The 22,462-nt window shown below is 63.5% G+C and carries 12 protein-coding genes; 8 read left to right on the top strand and 4 right to left on the bottom strand.

Going from position 1 to position 22,462, the window contains the following annotated elements:
- The first annotated feature begins 28 nt into the window (after positions 1–28).
- Positions 29–622, top strand: a complete 594-nt coding sequence (locus CDV44_RS11635; protein ID WP_087688191.1) for an NUDIX domain-containing protein — start codon at positions 29–31, stop codon at positions 620–622.
- Between the two features lie 83 nt (positions 623–705).
- Positions 706–1,233 (top strand): DUF1178 family protein, encoded by a 528-nt coding sequence (locus CDV44_RS11630; protein WP_087688190.1) that lies wholly within the window; start codon positions 706–708, stop codon positions 1,231–1,233.
- A 50-nt stretch (positions 1,234–1,283) separates the two neighbouring features.
- Here CDV44_RS11630 and CDV44_RS11625 read toward each other — a convergent pair whose 3' ends face one another.
- Positions 1,284–6,020 (bottom strand): dermonecrotic toxin domain-containing protein, encoded by a 4,737-nt coding sequence (locus CDV44_RS11625; RefSeq protein WP_141118721.1) that lies wholly within the window; start codon positions 6,018–6,020, stop codon positions 1,284–1,286.
- A gap of 167 nt (positions 6,021–6,187) precedes the next feature.
- Here CDV44_RS11625 and CDV44_RS11620 point away from each other — a divergent pair, with 167 nt between their 5' ends.
- The 6 genes from CDV44_RS11620 (at position 6,188) to CDV44_RS11595 (ending at position 19,657) form a co-directional block, all read left to right on the top strand.
- Complete coding sequence (locus tag CDV44_RS11620; protein ID WP_087688188.1) at positions 6,188–6,643, top strand: MaoC family dehydratase; 456 nt, start codon at positions 6,188–6,190, stop codon at positions 6,641–6,643.
- Positions 6,644–6,774: 131 nt separating this feature from the next.
- The gene (locus tag CDV44_RS11615) at positions 6,775–7,716 is read left to right on the top strand and encodes a hypothetical protein (protein ID WP_087688187.1); all 942 of its coding nucleotides are present in this window, start codon (positions 6,775–6,777) and stop codon (positions 7,714–7,716) included.
- A 36-nt stretch (positions 7,717–7,752) separates the two neighbouring features.
- A complete protein-coding gene (locus CDV44_RS11610) occupies positions 7,753–12,660 on the top strand; it encodes an RHS repeat domain-containing protein (protein ID WP_087688186.1) in 4,908 nt (1,635 codons plus the stop codon).
- Between the two features lie 54 nt (positions 12,661–12,714).
- Positions 12,715–17,628: an RHS repeat domain-containing protein gene (locus tag CDV44_RS11605; RefSeq protein ID WP_170935956.1), complete on the top strand. Its 4,914-nt coding sequence runs from the start codon at positions 12,715–12,717 to the stop codon at positions 17,626–17,628.
- Complete coding sequence (locus CDV44_RS11600; RefSeq protein WP_087688184.1) at positions 17,625–18,716, top strand: hypothetical protein; 1,092 nt, start codon at positions 17,625–17,627, stop codon at positions 18,714–18,716. Before CDV44_RS11605 ends, CDV44_RS11600 begins: the two co-directional genes overlap by 4 nt.
- An 8-nt stretch (positions 18,717–18,724) precedes the next feature.
- Positions 18,725–19,657, top strand: coding sequence for a hypothetical protein (locus CDV44_RS11595; protein WP_141118720.1), 933 nt, complete (start codon positions 18,725–18,727; stop codon positions 19,655–19,657).
- A 49-nt stretch (positions 19,658–19,706) separates the two neighbouring features.
- Here the strand turns inward: CDV44_RS11595 and CDV44_RS11590 are convergent, their stop codons facing one another.
- The 3 genes from CDV44_RS11590 to CDV44_RS11580 all read right to left on the bottom strand — a co-directional run bounded on the left by CDV44_RS11590 (position 19,707) and on the right by CDV44_RS11580 (position 22,450).
- Positions 19,707–20,042 carry a YegP family protein gene (locus tag CDV44_RS11590; RefSeq protein WP_058379351.1) on the bottom strand — a complete coding sequence of 112 codons (336 nt, stop codon included), beginning with the start codon at positions 20,040–20,042 and terminating at the stop codon, positions 19,707–19,709.
- 272 nt (positions 20,043–20,314) lie between these two features.
- Positions 20,315–21,007, bottom strand: a complete 693-nt coding sequence (locus CDV44_RS11585; RefSeq protein WP_087688729.1) for a glutathione binding-like protein — start codon at positions 21,005–21,007, stop codon at positions 20,315–20,317.
- Positions 21,008–21,226: 219 nt separating this feature from the next.
- A complete protein-coding gene (locus tag CDV44_RS11580; RefSeq protein WP_087688182.1) occupies positions 21,227–22,450 on the bottom strand; it encodes an acyl-CoA dehydrogenase family protein in 1,224 nt (407 codons plus the stop codon).
- Positions 22,451–22,462 lie beyond the last annotated feature (12 nt).

Genomic DNA, 22,462 nt, shown 5'->3' with positions numbered 1-22,462 from the left:
GCACGCTTTGTGCCGCCATGGAGGTTTCATGACACAACGTCAAACAGACGATCAGCACCTCATAGAGACGCAGATCACGACCGATACCGTCTACGACGGCGCATTCCTGACCATCAAGCGCGACAGCGTGCGTCTGCCGGATGGCAAGACGGCCACGCGCGAATACACCACGCACCCGGGTGCGGTGATGGTGATTCCGCTGTTCGAAGACGGGCAGGTGCTCATGGAGCGCCAGTACCGCTATCCGCTGCGCCGCGTGATGACCGAACTGCCCGCCGGCAAGCTCGACGAAGCCGAGGGCGGTTTGGCCTGCGGCAAGCGCGAACTGCTCGAAGAGACCGGTTATCACGCCGAGCGCTGGGACTACCTAACGCGTATCCACCCGGTGATTTCGTATTCCACCGAGTTCATCGATATCTGGCTGGCGCGCGACCTCACGCTGGGCGAGCAGAAGCTCGACGACGGTGAGTTTCTCGATGTGTTCAAGATGCCGGCCACCGAGTTGCTGCAATGGGTGCGCGATGGCCGTATCACGGACGTCAAATCGGTTATCGGCGCGTTCTGGCTGGAAAAGATATTATCCGGAGTCTGGCAGCCGAACGAGCGTTCGCCGCTGCGCTGAAGCCACGGCGCCCGCCGCATCGGGCGCCCCTCTATTGATTCCGGTCCCGGTCCATGGCCGGGCAGGGACACACTCATTGCGTCATGAAGGTTTTTGATTTGCGTTGTGCGCACGAGCACACCTTCGAGGGCTGGTTCGGCTCGGAGGACGATTACCTGTCGCAGCAGTCTCGCGGGCTGGTCGCTTGCCCCGTCTGCGGCGACACGGGCATCGTGCGCGTGCCGTCGGCCCCGCGCCTGAATCTGTCGGGCGCGACGGGGCGCAATGCCGCTTCGGCTGCCTCGGCTGCCTCGGCAGGCACCTCCCCGGGAGCGAAGGGGAGCGCCGCAAAGCCCGGTCCCTCGTCTGCCCCGTCATTGCCGCCCGAAGTCGCCCAAGCGCAGCGCGAGATTCAGGCGCTGTGGATGAAGGCAGTGCGCCATGTGATCGCCAACACGGAAGACGTCGGCAAGAATTTTGCCGAAGAGGCCCGCAAGATCCACTATCAGGAAGCCCCGGAGCGCAATATCCGCGGCACCGTCTCACGCGAAGAGTCCGAGGCCCTTGCCGAAGAGGGTATTGATGTCATGGCGCTGCCCATCCCCGAAGGCGCGAAAGAAACCCTGCAATAGGGCGCCCTTGCCGCCAGCGCACTACCGCCTCATCACGCCTCAGTCCCCCGTCACAACATCGGTTTCAGGATGTCGTTGACGGTTATCCCCGGGCGCAGCTCGACGTGCCGCAGCAACTGTGTCTGTAGCGTGTCGACGAGAAAGAGCAGGTTGTCGGCGGTGCCATACGACTGGTAGAGACGGCCCAGTCCTCGCTCGGTCAGGTGCGTCGCGAAAGCTACCGCAAGCTGCTGCGGGGTACTGAACCGGGCCAACCCGAAATTCGCATCGTAGAACCACGAAGCACGGCTCCCCACCGTGACGGACATGGCATGCGCCCGCGTCTTGATGACGTACGTGCGCATGTCGAGGTGCCCGGCCGTAAACAGGCGGAAGAGCTGCTCCATGTTCAGCGCGTTCTCCCCACTGCGCATGCCGTGCAGAGGTAACTCCAACCGATTTGCCGGAACACTCGAGTGCAGCGCGACGAGATTGTCGCGCAGCCGGATCGCGGCCTCCGATTGCGGATTGGCGATGGCGCGCCGCAGGTTGCCGATGAATGCGCCGTCGCGGCCAATGTGGAGCGCGGCCGCCATCGCACGCGTCAAGGGCAGGCAGAAGCCGGTGTGACCGTCGGCATTGCTGTTGACGTAGGCCGCCTGCGTGAAGGGCTCGAAGATTCCTCCTGCCGCGCGGACGTCCTCGGCGATGATTCGGGCGTTGGCGATAGCTCGCTGGGTTGATTCGAACCGAAGGGCATCGTTGATCCGGCGTGCCAGAATGCCCAGCAATCGCGGGTCTTTCTGTGCCGGGTCGGTGAAGTCGAGTTTCAGCAGGTCGGCAGGGCGGTACGACGCGTCCCATTGCAGCGGGCTGGCCCCGGCCTCGATCTTGCCGGCGAGAAAGGCCTCTCGGTCGGCATCGACGACTGCGTTTGCCAGTGCCGCGCTTTTTGCCCTGAATTCCACATCCACGAAATTTCGGCTGATGTCGTCATGAAACACTGACGACGCAGCGGGGGCCGTGCTCTCGGCCGATGGCGTTGCCGCGTCGAGCACCCACTCGTAGGTCGACGTCTGTGAAATTGCCGGCCCCGGTCCGTTCAGCCCGGTAGGGTCCGTTAATCGCCAAGTCCCCTGCGCGGGGTAGTACTCCACGTCGAAGCGGGCGTCCCCTGATGCCGCCACAAATCCCGCCTCGCTTCGGTACAGATTGGGCATCAGCCGCTTGAGCTGCTCGAACGGTGTGCGGTTGATAAACAACTGCACTTCGTCCTGAAAGGTAAGGCTGGCCTTGTAGTGGTAGCCGATGGGAATGCCACCGGCAATGCCCGCCATCAACGACGCCCAGCCCGCCGGGCGGGTCTGTGCGTCACCCAGCGCGGCGGTGGTCCCGCCCATGGCGATGTTGTTGAAGGACAGCATGACGTTGGCTTCCAGCAGGCCGGGGACAGGCGCCTCAACGACGATGCCGAACCCGGTCATCCAGTTCAGCATCGCGAGCGATTGCAGAATGCGCGAGACAATGACCGCTTGCGGGTTGGCCGGCAGCGCCATACGGGGGTTGATGATCTCGTCTCGTGTGCGCTGGCGGAACACGTGCACAAATTCCGAGAACGGGTCACCCACAAACGTTTCGCTTGGAAAAATCTTGTGTGGCGCGGATGGCCCGATGTCGATGGCGGCAAGCACGGCGTCGACGCCCGGGGCTTTTTCGTCACGGCGGTCTGCCTGCGAGAAGCAACTGAGCAGCCGGGCACAGGTGTGCGGGTCTCGCGCCTGGGCTCTCACCCAGTCGCTGAGCTGCCGGCGGTCCGGAAATTCTTTCACGCTGTTCGCCAACAGACGTGGCGTGTAAATCAGAATCCAGCCATTGCGGAGATCCGTGAATTCCTGAATATCGGAGATCGCCTCGCCGACGCGCAGCCACGCCGTTTGCAGGCGCGAGCCCGCAAGCACGAAATGTTCGGGCAAGTGGTCGAGGTCGAGCAAATCCATGCGCTCGCAGCGGGCAATGCGTCGTGCGATGTCTACCCCTTCGGCGCCAAGGGTGCGCTCGTGCCCTTGCAGAAAGGCATCCATGACGAAGGCACTTTTCAGTGCGCTGCGCACCTGCCCCTCGTGCGTATTCCAGAAGGTGTCGAGCCGGCGGCCTTGCTGAGCGATGAAATGACCGGCATCGATGCGGGCAAGCAACTGTACTGGCGTGAGTGATCCCAAGAACAGCGCGCGGGCGCCGTGGGGTTCGCTGTCGAGCGAGAAAATGGCTTCCGTATTGGCGGACAACGTCGTCTCGCGCTCACCTTGTGCAATGTCGAGAACGATCTGGTCCAGCGTGCCGGTCCCTGACGCCTGCACCGTTTTCCATGGCGGGTTGGCGATCGGTCCCTGCCCGATATGCATCTCGTAGACGTGCATGTACACCTTTGCCGCGTCGATGCTGGCCCCCGACATATCCTCGACCAACTGCGCGGCATACTGCACGGCACCTCGCCGCAGGTCGGGCAGTGCCGCCGAGACGCTGGCGCGCAGGTCGGTCATTGCCCGCACCTGCTGCATGGTCTCCAGACGAATGTGAAGCTGCTGTGGTGGCGGCAGCGGGTCTTTGAATCCGGTGACCTGCGGCGCCGGCCGTTCGAGTTCGGCTTCGAAGTCGGTTGACGGCACCCCCGCCAGCCAGTGCGCCCATGCCGTGCGCCGTTCGCCTGAGACGAGTTGTCTGCCGGCGCGTCGTATGTCGTTGCCGATGACTTCAGCGCTCGACGCCAGCGACAGGTGCACCAGATCACCGTCCGTTGCCGTCAGCGAGATCGCGCATACCGTGCCGTTCATGATGTCCCGGGCAATCGACAAGGGCAGTCGCTGCATCATGTCGCCGTAGGCGCCCGACACCTTGCCACGCGCGAAGTCCTGCACGAGATGCCCGATCGAGGCGTACTCCCTGAGCGGCGCGGTGCTGCCGGCCGCGTACAGAATGACCCGCCCCCCGTTGTCCGTTGCCGTCCTCGCAGACTGCGAGACTGCGAACATGCCGCCGGGGCGCGACAGACCGCGGCGCCCGGGAATCTCGACATCGACGGTGTACCCCTGAAGCTCGGCCAGATTCGAATCCGACGCGATGCGCAGCGCCGCACTCGGGGCATACGCGACGAGTTGCGCAAGGATCAGCCCGGTCTGCGAGAGTTGTCCGGCCGCGTACTCCAGCTCGGCATCGTAGGCGAGCATCGTGACCCCGTGGCGATACAGCGGCGCATCGAGCGGCGTGCTGGTGTTGTGCGAGCGCATGGCGTCGAGGGTCTGGAGCGGCACCGGCCGAGTGGCGTGAATGGTCTGCATGAGTCGCCTCACGCTCAGCCGGGTCGACTCGCCGGACGGCAGATAGTGGCCGAGCCGAGGGGTGCCGTGCGTATAGATGCCGTATTCCACATCGGCGCCGCCGAGGGCTTCCCCCGACCCGAAATATTGCAAGGCAGCCCGCGTCAATTTCGTCGATTCCTCAAGGCCGCCGCGATCCATTTGCCCGGCCAGTGCCCCGTTTTCCTTGGATGGGTAGAAGAACCGGAATCGGTTTAGAAACCATTGGTCCGAGTCGAACGGGGTCCGGCCGGGCGTGGCGGCCGCGGCGAGGTTTTTCCGGATCAACTGCGACCAGTCCGTGATGTTCGCGACCCGTGCCGTGAAATCGAACTGCGCCTCATGCCGGGCAATCTGGGTCGTCGCGAGGGCGATCAGCCGCTGAATCGTCGCGGACGGCGCCAGCGGCGAGTGCTCGGGAGTGTGCGTCTCGTTCAGATGCCGTCGTTGATGGCGGCGGTGGCCATGCACGTGATGGGTGTGCGCGGCAGACACCCCGTCGGCCTGCGATCCCTGCGAGAGCGTGTGGACGTCGTGTTTCCGATGGTGATGATGATGGTGGAGAAGTTGATGATGGAGGGCATGCCGCAGCGGCTGGGGCAGGGCCGTGCTTCGCTCGATCACGGCGCCTTGTGCGGCGGCAAACACCAGCGGATCGGCGGGGAGCGGGACATTCACGGCCGTGCCCAGGCTGTCGACGACGCGCATGAGGCAGTCGCCGATCGCGTCGAACGTTGTTTTCACGCCGCCGAACGCATAGAGCAGCCCGGTCAATACGCCGATGGCGCCATGCTTGTGCCACGCGGGGTGATCCGGTCCGGCGGGCATTTCGGCCGCCAGCGCCCGCGCCATGGCTTCGTAATCCCGATCCTGTTGCCACGGATCGTGGCCGGTGCCCATCATTCGCAACCAAGTAAATGTGTCGCACAGATCCTGTTTCCAGCGATCGCCGACGTCGAGCGGGCCGTCTCGCGCGTCGAACTCGCGTTGGCGGCGACCGTCGTCCCGCGCATACGAGCGCCGGATAGTGCGCAGATTGTCTCGCGATGTGACGCCGGCGACGACCTCTTCAAGCGACTCGTACGGGCGCCGCGTCAGCAGTGCGCGCTCCAGCGAGGCGAGGATGCCTTCTGCAAGATCCGCGTGATCGTTGAGTGTCCGGACGAGCGGATCATTGTCCGCCTCAAGCCATCTCGCGATGTCGCCAAGCGGTGTCTGTGTGAGCGCCAGCATCAGACTGGTGCGAAGCCCCGTATTCTCCGCGCAAGCCTGCGCCAACTGTTGCGCCCACTGGGCGGCATCGGGGACGTGTAGGTCGGCAAGCAACGTCTGGACGATCGCGTGATCTTCTGCTGGGGCAGACGTGCCGGTGAGTTGCTGATTGGGAGAGGCACCGCAGGCGGTTGCCGAATTGATGGGGGAGGCGGTTGAAACTATATTCGTAGTACTAATCATATTTCCAATATCGCGGCATGAAATCTTGATGATGAGGCGATTCATGGTGGGCGTGACGAAGCCCGTGCCGCTATCAAAAACCGTTCATCTTGGGTGTAAAGTGGCGGATTAAGGCGCGGCATTATCCGGGCATTCCCGACTCTCTCATCCGGTCACAGGAGGCTGTCATGGCAACGCTTGAGTACTACTTTGAGGACTTTTCCGTCGGTGATACGTTCGACCTCGGGACGTACACCTTCTCTGCCGACGAGATTGTGCATTTCGCCCGGCAGTTCGATCCACAGCCGTTCCATGTGGATGAAGCGGCCGGGCGAGCGTCCCATTTCGGGGGGCTCGTCGCGAGTGGCTGGCATACGTGCAGCATCATGATGCGGCTCAACGTCGACAAGCTGCTCGTGCGCTCCTCGAGCATGGGCTCGCCCGGCGTGGAGCAGATCGAATGGCTCGCCCCCGTGCGCCCGGGCGATACGATCAACGTGACCAGCAGCACGCTCGAAGTGCGGCCGTCCAAAAGCCGCCCCGATCGCGGCATCGTGCGCCAGCTATGGACGGCGACCAACCAGCACGGCGAAGAAGTGTGCCGTTTTCGCGGCACCGGCCTCTACCTGAAACGCAGCACCTGAAAAGCAGTCTGAAACGCAGTTCCTGAAGCGCGCATCCCCGGCATCCTCGCCGACCTGTCAACGTTGACAGTTGTGTGGCATATCGGCGCTCGTAACATGGGTCGCATACTGCCACTGCGGCGAGGTGACTCATGGATACGAAATCGGACGAGCGTGCAACGATCATTCATACGTTCAAGGTCACCGTCAGCTCCGGCGGCGAACGGACTTACAACAACGGGCTTTGTCAGGTCCGGCTGGAAATCGAACTCATAGCCGACAAGAACTTGTCGCCTGCGGAAACCGCGACGCTGCGTGTGGTCGACGGCAACTCGGAGCAGGAGGTGCCCGTCGTCGATTCGTCAATGCCGGTGCCTATCGGGACATGGGGGTCATCGCTCGCGAAGAACGTGTATGACTTCTATCCCGGCGGCGCTGATATCGCGGTCGAAAACAGGGAGTTCCTTCACTACTACGTGCAGACGGCGGACTTCGCGAATGCGAGGAAGACGATCGGCATGCGCATCACGCTGGAGAACAATCAGGAGATCTTTTCAAAAAACATCAGCCATTCAGACGGTACAGTCGATCTCATTCCCGTCGCCCCGGTCAGCCCGCCATTCTCGGCGTGGAATCAGGACTGGGAGCAGACGCACAAATACACCGTCGGCTCGAACATCAAGGTCACCATCTACTACCTCGGCCTCGTGCTGGCCACGGGTGCGCGTCAGGCGATGCGGACGATGGAAGTGGCCCCGGCGAGTTTCGCCAGTAGCTACAAGTGGTTGAGCCCGAACTCTCAGAGTGGCGCTTTTTGCGGCTACGCCGAGCCACCGACCGACCAGCAGCCGACCCCCGAATTTGTCTATTCGCAAGTCCAGTACACCGGGGCGTTCCGCGTGGCGAAGAACGATTGGCCACGTGTCGCCTGTGGCGCCATCACGTTCGTCGCCAACGACAGTCTTGGGCCCTATCAGGGCGCGGCAAACGCGCAGGGCTGCACCTACACGTTGCGCGATCAGTACGGCACGCCCTACCGGGTGCGCGTGAACATTACGCCCGCATGCGATGCGTTGACACTCAGCCAAGCCTGAGCGTCCCGGTCCGACCAACAATGACAGGGGCGCACCATGACAGGCACGCATCAAGGACCGGCGCAGGCCGATAGCAGCACGTTGTACTCAGGCGCACAAAACTTTCTGAGTTTTCTCGAGAAGGGTGTCGATCCTCGCACCGGCACTTACTCCCTCCGGGTGGCGCTGCCCAAGCTGGCAATGAATGCGCTGACCGGGCCGGATCTGGCGTTGTCGCTCGCTTTCGATGCCTTGCAGAATGCCGACGTCGGATTGGGGCGCGGCTGGTCATGGGGCATGAGCCGTCTGAGCCCCGGTGCCAAACGATTGTCGCTGGCGGATGGCGAAACTCAGTTGGCTATCGTATATGAAAATCGCATCGAATTTCCCGACAAGAAACTGCCGACGTTCATCGCCGAAAAAGCGGGCGACACACTCACCGTCACCTATCGCTCAGGCCGTCGCGAGCGGCTGACAAAGTTCGACAACAGTGATCCGCTATCGCCGTATGTCCCGGTCGAGATCATCTCGCCGCAGGGCCGCTCGCTTCACCTGACTTGGGTGCATTTCGAGGGGCAGCCGATGTTGTCCACGATCGCCGATCACGAACGGCGCGAATTGCTGCGCGCCAGCCGCACGGCGCAGGCCGCCACCATCGCATTGACCGGCACCGACGGCAACGCGATCGAATTCCGGCTGGTGCTCTCAGGCGATCTCGTCTCATCCATCGAACTGCCCCTTCCCGGGCAAGTGGCCTGGCATCTGCGCTATAGCCGGTACACCGCCGCCGATCTCGCGATGCTGACGGAAGTGCGTTCCCCGACGGGCAGTGTCGAGACCATCGCCTATGAAGAACGCGGACACGCGTTTCCTCTGCGTGCGGGCGATCCGGTAGGCACGGAACCCCAACGGCTGCCCTACGTCGCACGCCACGCGCTCGATCCCGGTCAGGGGCAGCCGCTGCGCGTGACGACCTACTCGTATTCGACGCACAACTTTCTCGGGTTCGAAGCCGGTGTCGACTGGGAGGACGCGACCGACGCGCTGTACAAGGTCACGAGCGACTATCGCTATACAAGTACCGAATCGCAGCTCAACACGGCAGGTACCGCGCAGGTCACGATCTTTCGCGAATACGACCGCTTCCACGGCACGCGCATCGAGCGTCGCACCGAAGCCGATTGCGAGCAGAGTCAGCTCACTGAATATCACGAGGAACCGGGTAAGCCGTGGCATGACCAGCCGATCACCGTCAACCAGGTCCGCACGCATACCACGCGGTTTCGGCGCGGCGGGGTGTCGCGCGACGATCTCACGAGCTATGGCTACGACGCGTGGGGCAATACGACCGAAGAAATCGGTCCGGACGGCACGGCGGAGCGCACGACGTACTATTTGCCCGGCGGAGAAGACGGATGTCCGCCGGACCCTGTCTGGGACACCCCGCACACAGTGAAGACGACGGCAATGGTGCCTGCGACAGCGGTGCCGGGCTCGAAAGTCGCGGCGACCGTCACGACACGCCATCGCTACGCCTTGTTGCCCTCGATGGCACCGGGCGCTCCCGGTTATCTGGAATGCATACAGCAGACGCTGGAAACCCCCGCCGGCGTCCATCAGACGAACACGTACGACTTCGAGAACAACCCGCTTTCGCTGCTGCTGCACGGCCGCTTGAAACAGCAGGTCGAGGCGATGGGCGGACGCAGCATCACGACCGGGTTCAGTTATGCGCTGGCCGACAACACGCTGGTCACGGAAGAGTCGACCCACACCGATTTCGACGACACCGCCACTCAGACCAGCCGCCATACCTCGGTCATCTCCGGTCTGGAAACACGCCGCGAGAGCGCTGACGAGATCGTGACGTACGTGTACGACGCTCTGGGGCGCGTAGTCGAAGAGACCACAACGCCGAAGACCGGCGAGAGTGCCTACACGGCGACGCTTGGACACGCCTTTACGCTCATCGGGCTGGCCGGGGGCGAGGCGAGTCAGATCACCACGACGGCGTCTGGTGTCGTGACGACGCAAGTCTTCGAAGGGACTGGCCTGCTCGTACGCGAGACGCGCATGGCGCCGGACGTGGCACAGGGACAGCCTCATGACATTCACCGTATCGACTACGACGCGTTCGGGCGCGCGGCGCAGGACGTGACAAGTGACATTCACGATGGGCAAACCATCGCCGTGACAAAGCAGTTTCTCTATGACGGCTGGGATCAGCAAGTGTCTGTGGTGCGCGCCGACGGCGTGACCGACCATACGGAATACGATCCGCTCACGCAGGTCGAGACAAGCTGGGCATCGGCGAGCGCGGGGGCGGTGCGCAGTGCAAGCACGGTCCGTCAGATGAATCACTTCGACGCCGCCGACTGGGCCGAACGCCGGACCGTTGCAGGCACCTTGATCAGCCGGCTGGCATACACCTACGACGGGTTGGGGCGGCTGGAAACGGAGACCGACCCGCGTCAACAGCGCACCCAATACGAATACGACTTTGCTGATCGCGTCGTGCGAACCACGCTGCCGGGCACGGACGTGATCGAGAACGACTACGTCCCCCATGCCGATAGCGACGAAGTCGCAGCCATCCGGTTGAACGGCATCGACATCGGCCGCCGCGAGTTCGACGGCCTGATGCGGGTGAGCCGCCAGACCATCGGGGGACGCACGTCGACGTGGGCCTTCGATGCCGATCGCACGCTGCCGCGTGAGGTACGCGATCCCGGCGGTGAGATCGTGACTTATGACGTCAATCCGTCGCTGCCGTCGAGCCTGACGCGCTGCACCAGCGGTGCTGTCAGCATCGACTATGACTACGACCAAAAGACCGGGTTGTTGATGCATGCCAGCGTGCAAACGACCGGCCAGCCCACCAGTGATTACCGGTGCGAACGTGACGCTTCGGGAAACCTGTCCGGCGAGACGTGGCTCGAAGGCGACACCCGGCGTACGGCGGCCCACGTCTGGTCGTTGCAGGGCTTGCCCGTCAGCTACACCGATGTCACCGGACTTGAGCATCGCTACCGCTTCGAGACGGACACGGGGCGCCTGATGGACGTGCAATGCGGCAACGTGACGGCGGCCTTGACCTACGACGCCCTGAGCCGTGTGCGTGAGCAACGCGTGACGCAGGCCGGTCAGACGATGCTCACGACCACTTACTCGTATGACGAAGCGGGCCGCGAAATCCTGCGCGAGTATGTGGCCCCCGGCCGCCCGGCATTCTCCATCGAACAGCAGTACGACGGTCTTGACCTGCTGACGTCACGCGTGCGCGCGCTGGGCGGTGCGCCTGTACTCACCGAAAACTTTGACTACGACACGCGCGGCAGACTGGCGCTTTATGCCTCCACCGGCGATCAGGCGCCGCACGACCCGCATGACCCGTCGCGACGCATCTATCTCCAGCAATGGGATTACGACGTGCTCGACAACATCACCCGGGTGACCACATGGCACCAAGGGCCTGCAACGGACCCGGGCATTGCGGATTACCGCTACGAGAACGCGGCCGACCCGACTCAGCTCACGTCGCTCGTCTATGAAGGCTATGGCGCCGCCAACGGTACGCAGACGTTTGCGTACGACGCCGCCGGGCGAATGATCGAAGCGGAGAGTGGCTGCCACATCACCTACAACGCGTTGGATCAGATGCTCTCGGTGTCGCGAAGCGGCGCGGAACTTGCCGCGTATCGATACAACGGGCTCGACGAGCAATGCATGGTCACGTTGACCGGGCAACCGTCTCGCGCACGAATCTTCCGTGAGAACGTGCTCGTCACCGAAGTGCGGGGCACGCTGTCGCGGGTCTATCTCGATGGGGGCGCGGGCACGATCGATCAGACCGGCGCGTTGCAGGTCTACGCGCTGGATGCCAAGGGGAGCGTCATGCAGACCTACGATGCGCAGACTACGCATGCGGTGGTGTATTCGCCGTCGGGTTTTCGCGAAACGAGCGCCGTGCTCGACGGGGTGCCCGGGTACGACGGCGAAACGTCCGATCCGGCCACGCAATGGCTCTGGTTAGGCAATGCACGGATGTACTCCCCGGTGCTCGCGCGCTTCATGGTGCCCGATACGTTTGCGCCATTCGATGGCGGCGGCATCAACGCGTACGCGCGCATCGATCCGGTCAATGCGACCGACCCCTCTGGCCATATCCCGAAATGGCTGGCCATTACGATCCCCGCGTTGCTTGCGGCCGTGTCGATCACCACTGCCGTATCGGTCGCGGGGGGCATTAAGGGCGTCGGGATTGTGCTTAACGTATCGGCGCGAGCTGCGCTCGGTAAGGCGGGGTTGGCCGCCGCCGGCAGCGCCGCAACGCTGGCGGCGGCCAAAGGGATCACCGTTACCACGGCGGTGCTGTCGTCGGCCAAGATCGTCGGCAGCGCTATGGGGTCGCTCACCATGGTCGGCTCGTCCGCCACGCGTGCCGCGGACAATACCGAACTGGCGGGGATACTGGGCGCTGTGGGCGGGACCCTGTCGACGGGCGCGTTCCTCTTCGGGGGGCCGGCGACGCTCAGAACCTATCGGTCGGTGGTGAACACTCGGCGGAAGGCCAGCGTCGCGGAATTTGACCGGCGAATTGGCGTTTTGCGACAGGAAAGGCTTGCTCGCGAAGCGGCGCAAAGTGGTCGTCGGTCGGGCGCCAAACGGCAAGCCCCCCAGCCGCCGGGGCAAGGCAATACAAGCCCAGTCAACTGGCTGGAACTCGCGCCTGCTCAGTCGCCGACACCCAGCCGGGCGTCGTCCGTGTACGGGACCCCGAGGGGATCGTTCAGCGACATCGGATCGCCCCCGCAAGGCATGTCGCCGAATCTGAATGGCACGCCACGGGCCCTGCGCGTGATGGCGCTTCGCGGCGCGGGTCCTGCCCGTCAGAGCGTGCCCGGCGGATCGCAATTCATTCGCAGCCAGGGTCAGAACCGGGAGCGGTCCGAGAGCTTGGCGTGAGTGAAGTGAATGAAGGCTTCAGCAGCACCCGCCGACAGACGAGGGGAGGATGCCATGCAGGATATTCCGCAAGAACGCTCTCAGGCTGATAGTGGCGCGTTGTACTCCGGCGCGCAGAGCTTCCTGAGTTTCCTCGAGAAAGGGGTGGATCCGCGTACCGGTACGTATTCCATTCGCGTGGCATTGCCGAAGATCGCGATGAACGCGCTGGCGGGGCCGGACCTGTCGCTGTCACTCGCCTTCGATCCGTTGCAAAACGTCGACGCCGGGCTGGGACGTGGCTGGTCATGGGCCATGACGCGGCTGCTGCCGGCGACGAAGCGTTTGACGCTGTCCGACGGTGAAACGCATCTGGCCATCGTCTATCCCGATCGCATCGAATTCCCCGACCGGAAGTTGCCGACGTTTGCCGTGCAGAAGCAAGACAAGACGGTCATCGTCACGTACAAGTCGGGGCGGCGCGAGCGCCTCGTGATGTTTGACGAGAGCGATCCGCTGTCACCCTACGTGCCGGTGGAAATCGTGTCGGCACAGGGGCGCTCGATCTATCTGCAATGGCAGCATTTTGCAGGGCATGCGTCGCTTGTCGGCATCGACGATCACGAGCGAAAGCCGCTGTTGCTCGTCACGCGTAGCGATCAGGCCGTGACCCTCACGCTGCCCGGCGCAGGCCCCGGCGCGACCTCCGTCGACTACGTCATGACGCTCAATGGCGATCTCGTCTCCGCGATACGATTGCCGGTGCCCGAGCAGGCGGTCTGGCAGTTGCGCTACGAGCGTTACACCGAGGCCGACCTGCCATTCCTCACGCAGGTGATATCACCGACGGGCAGTGTCGAGACCCTTGCCTATGAGGAAGAGGGGCACGCCTTTCCGCGGCGGGCGGGCGATCCGCCCGACAAGTTGCCCGAGCGGCTGCCGTATGTCGTTCGCCATGTGATGGACCCGGGCGAAGGGTTGCCGCAACGTATCTCGACCTACCAGTATTCGACGAACAACTTTCTCGGCTTTGGTGCCGGTGTCGATTGGGAAGATGCGACCGACGCCCTTTACAAAGTCTTGGTCGACTATCGCTATCACAGCACGCAGACCCAACTCGGGCCGCAGGGCGAGCCGCTCGTGACGATCTACCGCGAGTTCGATCGCTTCCACTTGCGGCGCATCGAGCGACGCATCGAAGACGGCTGCGAGCACGAGACGCTCGAGACGTATCACGACCAACCCGGCAAACCGTTCGCCGATCAGTCGGCCATCGTTCAGTTACCCGCCGAGCGTATCGAGCGTTTCCGCCGCGACAGTGTCTTTCGCGACGATGTGACCACTTTCCGCTACGACGACTACGGCAATCCCGTCGAGACGCTTACGCCCGATGGCATTCGGGAGCAGATCACTTACTACAACCCGGCGGGAGAAACGGGATGTCCAGCAGACCCGGTCTGGCCGACGCCACGAACGATGAAGTCGAAAGCCATCGTGGCATCGACGGCGGCGTGGGTCCGCCGCGGTTCCGCTCGGCAAACACCCACTCGCACGACTCGATATCGCTACGGGCTGTTGCCCTCCCTCGTGGCGGGTGCGCCGGGTTTTCTCGAATGCATCGGGGAGACGCTGGAGACCCCCGGCGAGATTCACACGACCGTGACGGCCGAGTATTACGACGAGCCTGCGTCGTTGCTGCGGCACGGCCGGGTGAAGCGCCGCACGCGGATGATGTGGGCCTGGCAGACGATTGTCGATTTCACCTATCAACTGAGCGGTGACGCGCTGGTGACGACGCAGACACAGCACACCGATTTCGACACGACGCGAAGCACGACGGCCATTCATGTGTCGGTGCGCACCGGGCTGGAAACGCAGCGCGATGGCGCCGACGCGCGCGTGACCTTTGTCCACGACGCGTTGGGCCGTATCGTCGAATCGACGACGACGCCGATGTCGGGCGACAGCACGTACACCGCGTCGGTGCGGCATTCGTACTTTCTGGTCGGGCAAGCCGGTGGCAACGTGCGGCAGGTGACGGCCAACGAATTCGGGGTTGAGGATACGCGCGTGTTCGACGGCACCGGTCTCGACGTGAGCACGCTGCGCCGCGAACCCGATGTCGAACAGGGCGCGGCCTTTGAAGTGCGTCGTTGTGTCTACGACACGCTTGGCCGGTTGGTGTCGGAGACGATCACCGACGTTCACGACGGCACCCCCTTGGCGGCGACCACACAATATCGGTACGACGGCTGGGAGCGTCAGTCGGCCGTGATTCGCCCGGATGGCGTGACGGAACATGCCGAGTGGAACCCGATCACCCAAGAGGAAACGATCTGGCTGGACACCGTCGCCCAACGAACGGGGCGGGTGGTACGTCAGCGCAATGCATTCGATGAAGTCGAATGGGAAGAGCGCTACGACAACGGCAACCGATTGATCAGCCGGCAAAGCTACGAGTACGACGGGGTGGGACGCTGTGTCGCCGTCACCGACCCGGTGGGGCGTGTCGTGACCTACGAGTTCGACTTTGCCGACCGGGTAGTGCGCACCATGCTGCCAAACGGCGCGAGTGGCGACGTCGTTGAGCGCAGTTACGTTGCCCATTCGGACGAGAACGAGGTCGCCACGCTGCGCGTGAACGGCGTCGAGGTGGGACGCCGCGATCTCGACGGACTGCTGCGCAAAACATCTCAGACGGTCGGTGAGCGTGTGACGTTATGGGAGTACCACGCGGACCGCAGGCAACCGAGTGTTGTGCAGAACGCGGCAGGTGAGCGAACCGTCTACGACGTCGATCCGTCGCTCACGGACCACGTGAAGCAACGCCACGCTGACGGTGTGACGACCGGCTTCGAATACGATCCGCACTCCGGTTTGCTGACCCACGCGAGGCACGAAAGCGACGGGGCGCTGCCTTCGGAATACCATTGCCTGCGCTATGCCACGGGCAACCTTCGGGAAGTCTCGTACACCGGCGCCGACGGCGAGCGCGTCTGCCGGCATACGTGGTCGCTGCTGGGGCTGCCGCTCACTTACGACGATGTGGCCGGCAATGTCTATCGCTACCAGTACGCGCCCGGGATCGGCCGTCTGACGCAGATCGATTGTGCCGGCGTGGCGGTGAGTTTCGCTTACGACGCGCTGGGCCGCGTGCGGCAGCAGCAGGTCCATCAGGCCGCGCAACTGCGACTGACTACCACGTACACCTACGACGATGTGGGGCGGGAAGTGCAGCGTGACTACGACGCCCCCGGTCAGCCCGGCATGTCCATCACACAGCAATATGACGCGACCGATGCGCTGTCCGTGCGCCAGCGCGTGGTGGGTGGTCAGGTGATGCTCACCGAGAATTTCGCCTACGATCCGCGCGGCCGTATTGATTTGTACTACGCCATCGGCGAAGACGCACCACGTGATCCGCACCTCCCCACGCGGCGCATCATGATGCAGCAATGGACCTTCGATGCCTTCGACAACATCCGGCAGATCATCTCGTGGCCGCCGACCGATGAACCGTCGGCGCTGGTCGTCTATCACTATGACAACGCGCTCGATCCTACCCAGTTGACCTCGCTGGTTCGCACCGGCTATGGCAGTGCAGACGGTCGCGAGACTTTCCGCTACGACGGCGCCGGTCGCATGATCGAGGCAGAGCAGGGCCACACGGTGACCTACAACGCGCTCGATCAGGTGACATCCATTGGGCGGAAGGATGGGGCTCACGTCGAGTATCAATACAACAGTCTGGACGAACAGCACCGCGTGGTACGCGCAGGGCAACCCGTGCACGAGCGCGTATTCCGCGAAAACCGGCTCGTCACGGAGATTCGCGGCGCGTTCTCGCGTGCCTATCTGGGCGACGGCAGCGCCGGTGCCGAAACCCTTGGCGACATCGATGAAGCCGGGGCGTTGCGCGTGTACGCCACCGACTGGCAGGCCAGTGTGGTCGCCACGCACGGTCCGGCGAGCGCGTCGCAGCGGGTGGTCTACGGCCCGACCGGCTATCGCGCCGACACGGCAACCCTCGACGGCGTGCCCGGCCACGATGGCGAACTCGTCGACCCGCTGACGCAGTGGTTGTGGCTCGGCAATGCCCGCATGTACTCGCCGGTGCTCGGGCGTTTCATGGTGCCGGATACGTTCTCGCCGTTCGACGGCGGTGGCGTGAATGCGTACGCACGCATCGACCCGGTCAACGCGATCGATCCGAGCGGGCATCTGCCCAGTTGGCTCGGTGGTGTGATTGGCGTGCTGGGGGTCATGGCAGGCATTGCGCTGACCGTCGTCTCGGCGGGCGGGCTCAGTGCGGCGGGGGCGGCGCTCGCACTCACCGGTGCGGCAACGTTAGGCAAGGTCGGTGTGGCGGCCGCACTCACGGCCACCGGTGCGGTAGTCAGCGTTTCCTCGGGACAATTGGCGGTGGCGGCATCGATCATTACGAGCAGCGTCGCCGGCATGCTTTCGACGGCGGATATCGTGCTGAGTACGACGGGGGCGAGCGAGGTGGCGCAAGCCTTCACGGTGGCGAGTGGCTTGGTCGGCATGCTCGGTATCGGCCTCGCGATTGCACCGGCGCGGGCGGCCCACCAATCGGTGCACCGCACCATGCGCAGTGTCGTGGATCGGATGCGACCGTCGGGGAGAGGGCTGCCGGTCGAAACGCCGGGATTTCGTCAGGCGGCGCGTACGGCGGTCACCCGGTTGTCGAGCGCAAGCCCGCAGGTATCGCGCAGCGGTTCTGTGTCTTCGGCGGGCACGGTCGCATCGCTGCCGTCATCACCTGCGCCGAGCACCGCATCGACCGTCGGCCTGACGGGTCTGTTTGCGAACGGTGCTTACCAAACTTTCACCAACATTTCCGGCATGGCGTCGGGCTCCACGTCATCGGGTTCTTATTATTCGGCGCCGTCACAAGCGTCGTCGGAGATTCGACGAAGGCAGTCGGGTACGGCGGCGGATGAATCCAATGAAGAGAGCACGGTATGAAACAGTTTCCGTTTTTCCCATTGAAGGTGGCGCCGGAAGTCGACGCCAACGGCGTGAGCGCGGCATATCTTGCCGCCAACGAGGACACGCTGCCGGCCGACGTGCCGATGTTCCCCCCGGGCACCGCGCCGGGTGACGGATTGTTTTGCATGGTCGACGGCGTGGATGTGCCATCGATGACGCGTGCGCTGACCGATGACGACGAGAACGTCGGTCCGATCGAGGTGCGCTATCCGGGCAGTGCCCTGCGTGCGCTGGCCGAAGGCAATCACAGCATTACGTATCGATGTGAGAAGCCCGATGGCACCGTCGTCGGCACTGCGCTGGAGAAGACGATTCTTGTCTTGCTCGTACCACCACTGGATCTGGTGCCGCCGATCGTTTCCGATGCACCGGGCGGGCGGCTCAATCCGATCTCTGCGCTGCAAGGCACAGCAGTTCACGTGCGCTATGGCGGCATGCTCGCCGGGCAGCGCGTGCAGGTGCATTGGCATGGCGTGAGCGACGCAGGCAGCATCGACACGGCGTGGCAGGCGGTGCCGGCCACTGTGCCGGATTTTCTCCCGTTCGGGATCGAGCCGTATCTCGTCGCGGCGAATGTGAATGCCACTGTAGAAGTGGGTTACACGGTCGATCGAGACGGCGACATGGCGGACTCGTCACGGCTGTCGCTGGTCGTGACGGCGTTCAACCTGCAAGACATGCCGATGCCGCAGTTGCCGGATCTGGCCGGTGGCGACCGTATCGAGCCGGACAAGTTGCCCAACGGGTTGCGCGTCGACCTGCCGCGCTGGCATCTCGCATTTGAAGGGCAGCAGCTCTGGCTGTGGTGCGACGGTACGAGCGCGCTGCAACCGGGTGCTTACCAGCACTACATGCGCATGGCGCACCGGGTCACGTCGACTGAGGCGGCACAAGGTGTTTTTACGACGGTGCCGGCCGCGTGGCTCGCACCATTGGCGCATGGCTCACGGCTGCTCATCGAGTATCAGGTGGGGTTTCACGAGGGAGGGCGGCAGAGTTCCCGGCGTCTGTCGTTTGAAGTGCTCAACCCGAGCGAGAAAGTTGCCGGTGACGGCGTCAGGTGAGGTGAATCATGGGCAATACCCTTCGAAATCGACTTTGGACCGTGCTGCGCGGTCTGCTCATCCTCAGCGTCGCGGCGCTGGGCGCGTGCCAGACCGTGACGCCGAAAAACTACGCGTTGCCCAACATCACCATGTACGAGAACGACGTCGACAAGACATGCAGCTTCGCCCTGTATGACGGGGGGAGTATCGACTTTACCCAGTCGGGTCAGTGTAAAAACGACGAGTACTACTCATTTTCGATTTCCGGCGCCCATGAAGGTATGGAAATCGAGTTCCACGATGAGCCGTCGTGCAACGGATCGCAGCCATTTGCCAAGTATGTGGTGTCGTTCAGGACGGGGGGCGAATTGACGGGGAATGTGGCCAAAACCGGTGTCGGGCTGAGCCAGGACAAGTCAGTCGGTACGCGCCTGAACGATGGCGACGGTAAGGATGTGCTGATTGCCAACGGCTATAAAAGTGGCACGCTCGGGGGCAAGGTGTCGTGCGTGAGGGTGCATAAGCTGTTGCCGGAAGGCCCTTACCGACTCCGGTCTGTCCGCTATCCGGACAAATGTCTGACAGGCGGCGTCACTGACACGAGTCCGATGCGCGTCATGCCCTGTACGGATGGTGAGGTCAAACAGAGCTTCTTCGAATTGAATAACCCGGAACGCTCGGTCTACGCCGGATGGGTGCCGCGCGGTGCGCCATACGTGCCCGTATTGCGACTCACCCACAATCCGGCGCTCGGCCGGTACGACGCGGTAGTCGCGTTGCCGGGGTCGGTGCCGCCATGGTTCGATTACAACGCCAGCACGAAAGTCCTCAGCGCCAATGGGATCTGCATTTGGCCGAGCGCGAGAAGCAACGGCGATGCGGTGGTGACCAACTGCTCGCCAAGTTTGACCGACGAGAAGTGGAACAAGGAACCGATCGCCCGGGCGCATGAAAAATGATTCAGGGGGCCCCGGCGTGTGACGCCGGGGATGCGCGTCCACTTTACCGTCAGTGCGACAGATCGCTCACCGACGCCGCCGGGGCATCACGCTTGACTTGCGTGATGCCGTCTTCCATCTGCTCGGACGACGAGAACATCTGGCTTTGCCCGATGATCTCGCCGTTGCGCGCCTTCAGCACGAAGTAGGGACGCCCCGAGGTGGACGTCTTGCGCTCGAAGCGATGGTCTTCACCGGCGTTCTTGCGCACGGACTCGATGCCGTTCTGTGCCGACGCACGCGCCTTGTAGGTTTCGGAAGACAGGATGATGTGGCCGCTGTCGGCCAGCAGGTGAAAGTGAAACTCACCGTTGGGACTGCGCTTGAGTTCGAATTTGCCTGACATATGTGGATCTCCCGGATCTTCCAAAAGCCAGCGGCGGGCAATGCGCGAAGTGCACTGCGAAACACGAATTGCGAACTGCAAACTACAAGATGCTGACGGCAGCCGGCCGTGTCGGAGACAGCATCCGGTGTCATCCGCCGTGCGGTAACACCGGGAAATTTTCGCTAGATTAGCACCGCCGACGCCTTGGCGATACCTCGCGATTCGTGCACGTTGTTTCGAAGTGTAAATGACTTGGCGCGGGAGACGGCCCCGCGCCGGGCGTCAGCGCGTCAGCGGCGTGCGTATTGCGTGGCCCCGAACAGCATCTCGCGGGCCTTGTCGTCCTGCAACGGCTTGCGCGCGTCGGCGAGTACCTTGATGCCGCGCTGCACCGCCGGACGCGCCTCGATGGCCTCGAACCACCGCTGCACGTTCGGGAAGTCCGACAACTCCACGCCCTGATTCTTCCACGAGCGCAGCCACGGCCAGATGGCGATGTCGGCGATGGTGTATTCGTCGGCCGCCACGTAGGGGTGATCGCTCAGGCGCCTGTCGAGTACGCCGTACAGACGGCGGGCTTCATTGGTATAGCGCTTGATGGCGTAGTCGATCTTCTCTGGCGCATAGATGCGGAAGTGGTGCGCCTGCCCCAGCATCGGGCCCACGCCGCCCATCTGGAACATCAGCCATTCGAGGGTTTCGTACTTGCCACGCACGTCGGCGGGCAGGAAACGGCCCGTCTTGCCAGCGAGATACGTCAGGATGGCGCCCGACTCGAACAGCGAGATCGGCTTGCCGTCCGGGCCGTTCTCATCGACGATGGCCGGGATCTTGTTGTTCGGGGAAATGGCGAGAAACGCTTCTTTGAACTGGTCGCCCGCGCCGATATCGACCGCGTGCGCGTGGTACGGCAATCCGCACTCCTCCAGCATGATGTGGACTTTGTGACCGTTGGGCGTGGCCCAGGAATAGACCTGAATCAATTGCAGCTCCTCGAAATCGGTGGGCGTCGGAAGCGCATTGACACAGCACATGCGCTCGGCACAGTGGCGAAATGGGTGACAAAACCCGGAAATTACACCACAGAACGTTTGGCCCTGCCGTCGACAGGGCCAAGCGGGGCCGGGCGCCCCGGGAGAGGCCCCTAGGGCCACGGGGCTGCCGAGGCATGCACTGGCGCCAGCTTCGCAGACGCCTCGGTCTCAGTCCTGCGGCATGTGCCGGGCCAGTTCGAGCTTGGCGATGGCGTTGCGGTGCACCTCGTCCGGGCCGTCGGCAAAGCGCAGCGTGCGGGCGCTCGCGTAGGCATACGCCAGCGGGAAGTCTCCCGAAAGGCCGGCCGCGCCGTGGGCCTGTATCGCCCAATCGATCACCTGACAGGCCATATTGGGTGCCACCACCTTGATCATCGCGATTTCCGCTCGCGCGGCCTTGTTGCCGACGGTATCCATCATGTACGCCGCCTTGAGCGTGAGCAGACGGGCCTGTTCGATCAGGCAGCGCGCTTCGGCAATGCGCTCGCGCGTGACGCCCTGTGCCGCAATCGGCTTGCCGAACGCCACCCGCGAGAGTGTGCGCTGGCACATCTGGGCAAGTGCCCGCTCGGCCAGACCGATCAGCCGCATGCAGTGGTGGATGCGGCCCGGGCCGAGGCGGCCCTGTGCGATCTCGAAGCCACGCCCTTCGCCCAGCAGGATGCTGCTCGCGGGCACACGCACGTCGTCGAGCACGATGTCCATGTGGCCGTGCGGCGCATCGTCGTAGCCGAAGACGGTCAGCGGGCGCACCCGCGAGATGCCCGGCGTGTCGGCAGGTATGAGAATCATCGACTGCTGCGCGTGCTTCGGTGCGTCGGGGTCGGTCTTGCCCATCACGATGTAGAGCGCGCAACGCGGGTCGCCTGCACCCGTCGACCACCACTTGCGGCCATTGATCACGTAATCGTTGCCGTCGCGCCGGATGCTGCATTGCACGTTGGTGGCATCCGAGGACGCCACGTCGGGTTCGGTCATCAGAAACGCCGAGCGAATCTCGCCGCGCAGCAGCGGTTCGAGCCATTGCGCTTTTTGCGCGTCGGTGGCGTAGCGCTCCAGCGTCTCCATGTTGCCGGTGTCCGGCGCGTTGCAGTTGAAGACTTCCGGTGCCCACGGCACTTGGCCCATGATCTCGCACAGCGGCGCGTATTCCACGTTGGTGAGGCCCGCACCTCGCCCGGAATCCGGCAGGAACAGGTTCCACAATCCGGCCTGTTGCGCGAGCGGCTTGAGCCGCTCGATGACCTGCGACGGCTGCCATGCGTCGCCGTGGCGGCGGGCGATCTCGATCTCTTCGAGATAGCGGCGCTCGTTAGGGAAAATGTGTTCGTCGAAAAAGGCGCTCAGGCGTGCACGCAGCGCTTCGACTTTCGGGCTATAGCTGAAATCCATGAGGTTTGCCGT

Origin of the sequence: Pandoraea sp. PE-S2R-1, assembly GCF_002179865.1 — a bacterium.
In the GTDB taxonomy this organism is placed as follows: Bacteria; Pseudomonadota; Gammaproteobacteria; order Burkholderiales; family Burkholderiaceae; genus Pandoraea.
This window is presented reverse-complemented; position numbering and strand designations above follow the sequence as displayed.

What these genes read in the sequence shown, in the direction of transcription:
- CDV44_RS11580 (WP_087688182.1), bottom strand. Translation starts at nt 22,450, where the DNA reads ATGGATTTCAGCTATAGCCCGAAAGTCGAAGCGCTGCGTGCACGCCTG.
- CDV44_RS11600 (WP_087688184.1), top strand. Translation starts at nt 17,625, where the DNA reads ATGAAACAGTTTCCGTTTTTCCCATTGAAGGTGGCGCCGGAAGTCGAC.
- CDV44_RS11610 (WP_087688186.1), top strand. Translation starts at nt 7,753, where the DNA reads ATGACAGGCACGCATCAAGGACCGGCGCAGGCCGATAGCAGCACGTTG.
- CDV44_RS11605 (WP_170935956.1), top strand. Translation starts at nt 12,715, where the DNA reads ATGCAGGATATTCCGCAAGAACGCTCTCAGGCTGATAGTGGCGCGTTG.
- CDV44_RS11595 (WP_141118720.1), top strand. Translation starts at nt 18,725, where the DNA reads ATGGGCAATACCCTTCGAAATCGACTTTGGACCGTGCTGCGCGGTCTG.
- CDV44_RS11590 (WP_058379351.1), bottom strand. Translation starts at nt 20,042, where the DNA reads ATGTCAGGCAAATTCGAACTCAAGCGCAGTCCCAACGGTGAGTTTCAC.
- CDV44_RS11630 (WP_087688190.1), top strand. Translation starts at nt 706, where the DNA reads ATGAAGGTTTTTGATTTGCGTTGTGCGCACGAGCACACCTTCGAGGGC.
- CDV44_RS11625 (WP_141118721.1), bottom strand. Translation starts at nt 6,020, where the DNA reads ATGATTAGTACTACGAATATAGTTTCAACCGCCTCCCCCATCAATTCG.
- CDV44_RS11635 (WP_087688191.1), top strand. Translation starts at nt 29, where the DNA reads ATGACACAACGTCAAACAGACGATCAGCACCTCATAGAGACGCAGATC.
- CDV44_RS11615 (WP_087688187.1), top strand. Translation starts at nt 6,775, where the DNA reads ATGGATACGAAATCGGACGAGCGTGCAACGATCATTCATACGTTCAAG.
- CDV44_RS11620 (WP_087688188.1), top strand. Translation starts at nt 6,188, where the DNA reads ATGGCAACGCTTGAGTACTACTTTGAGGACTTTTCCGTCGGTGATACG.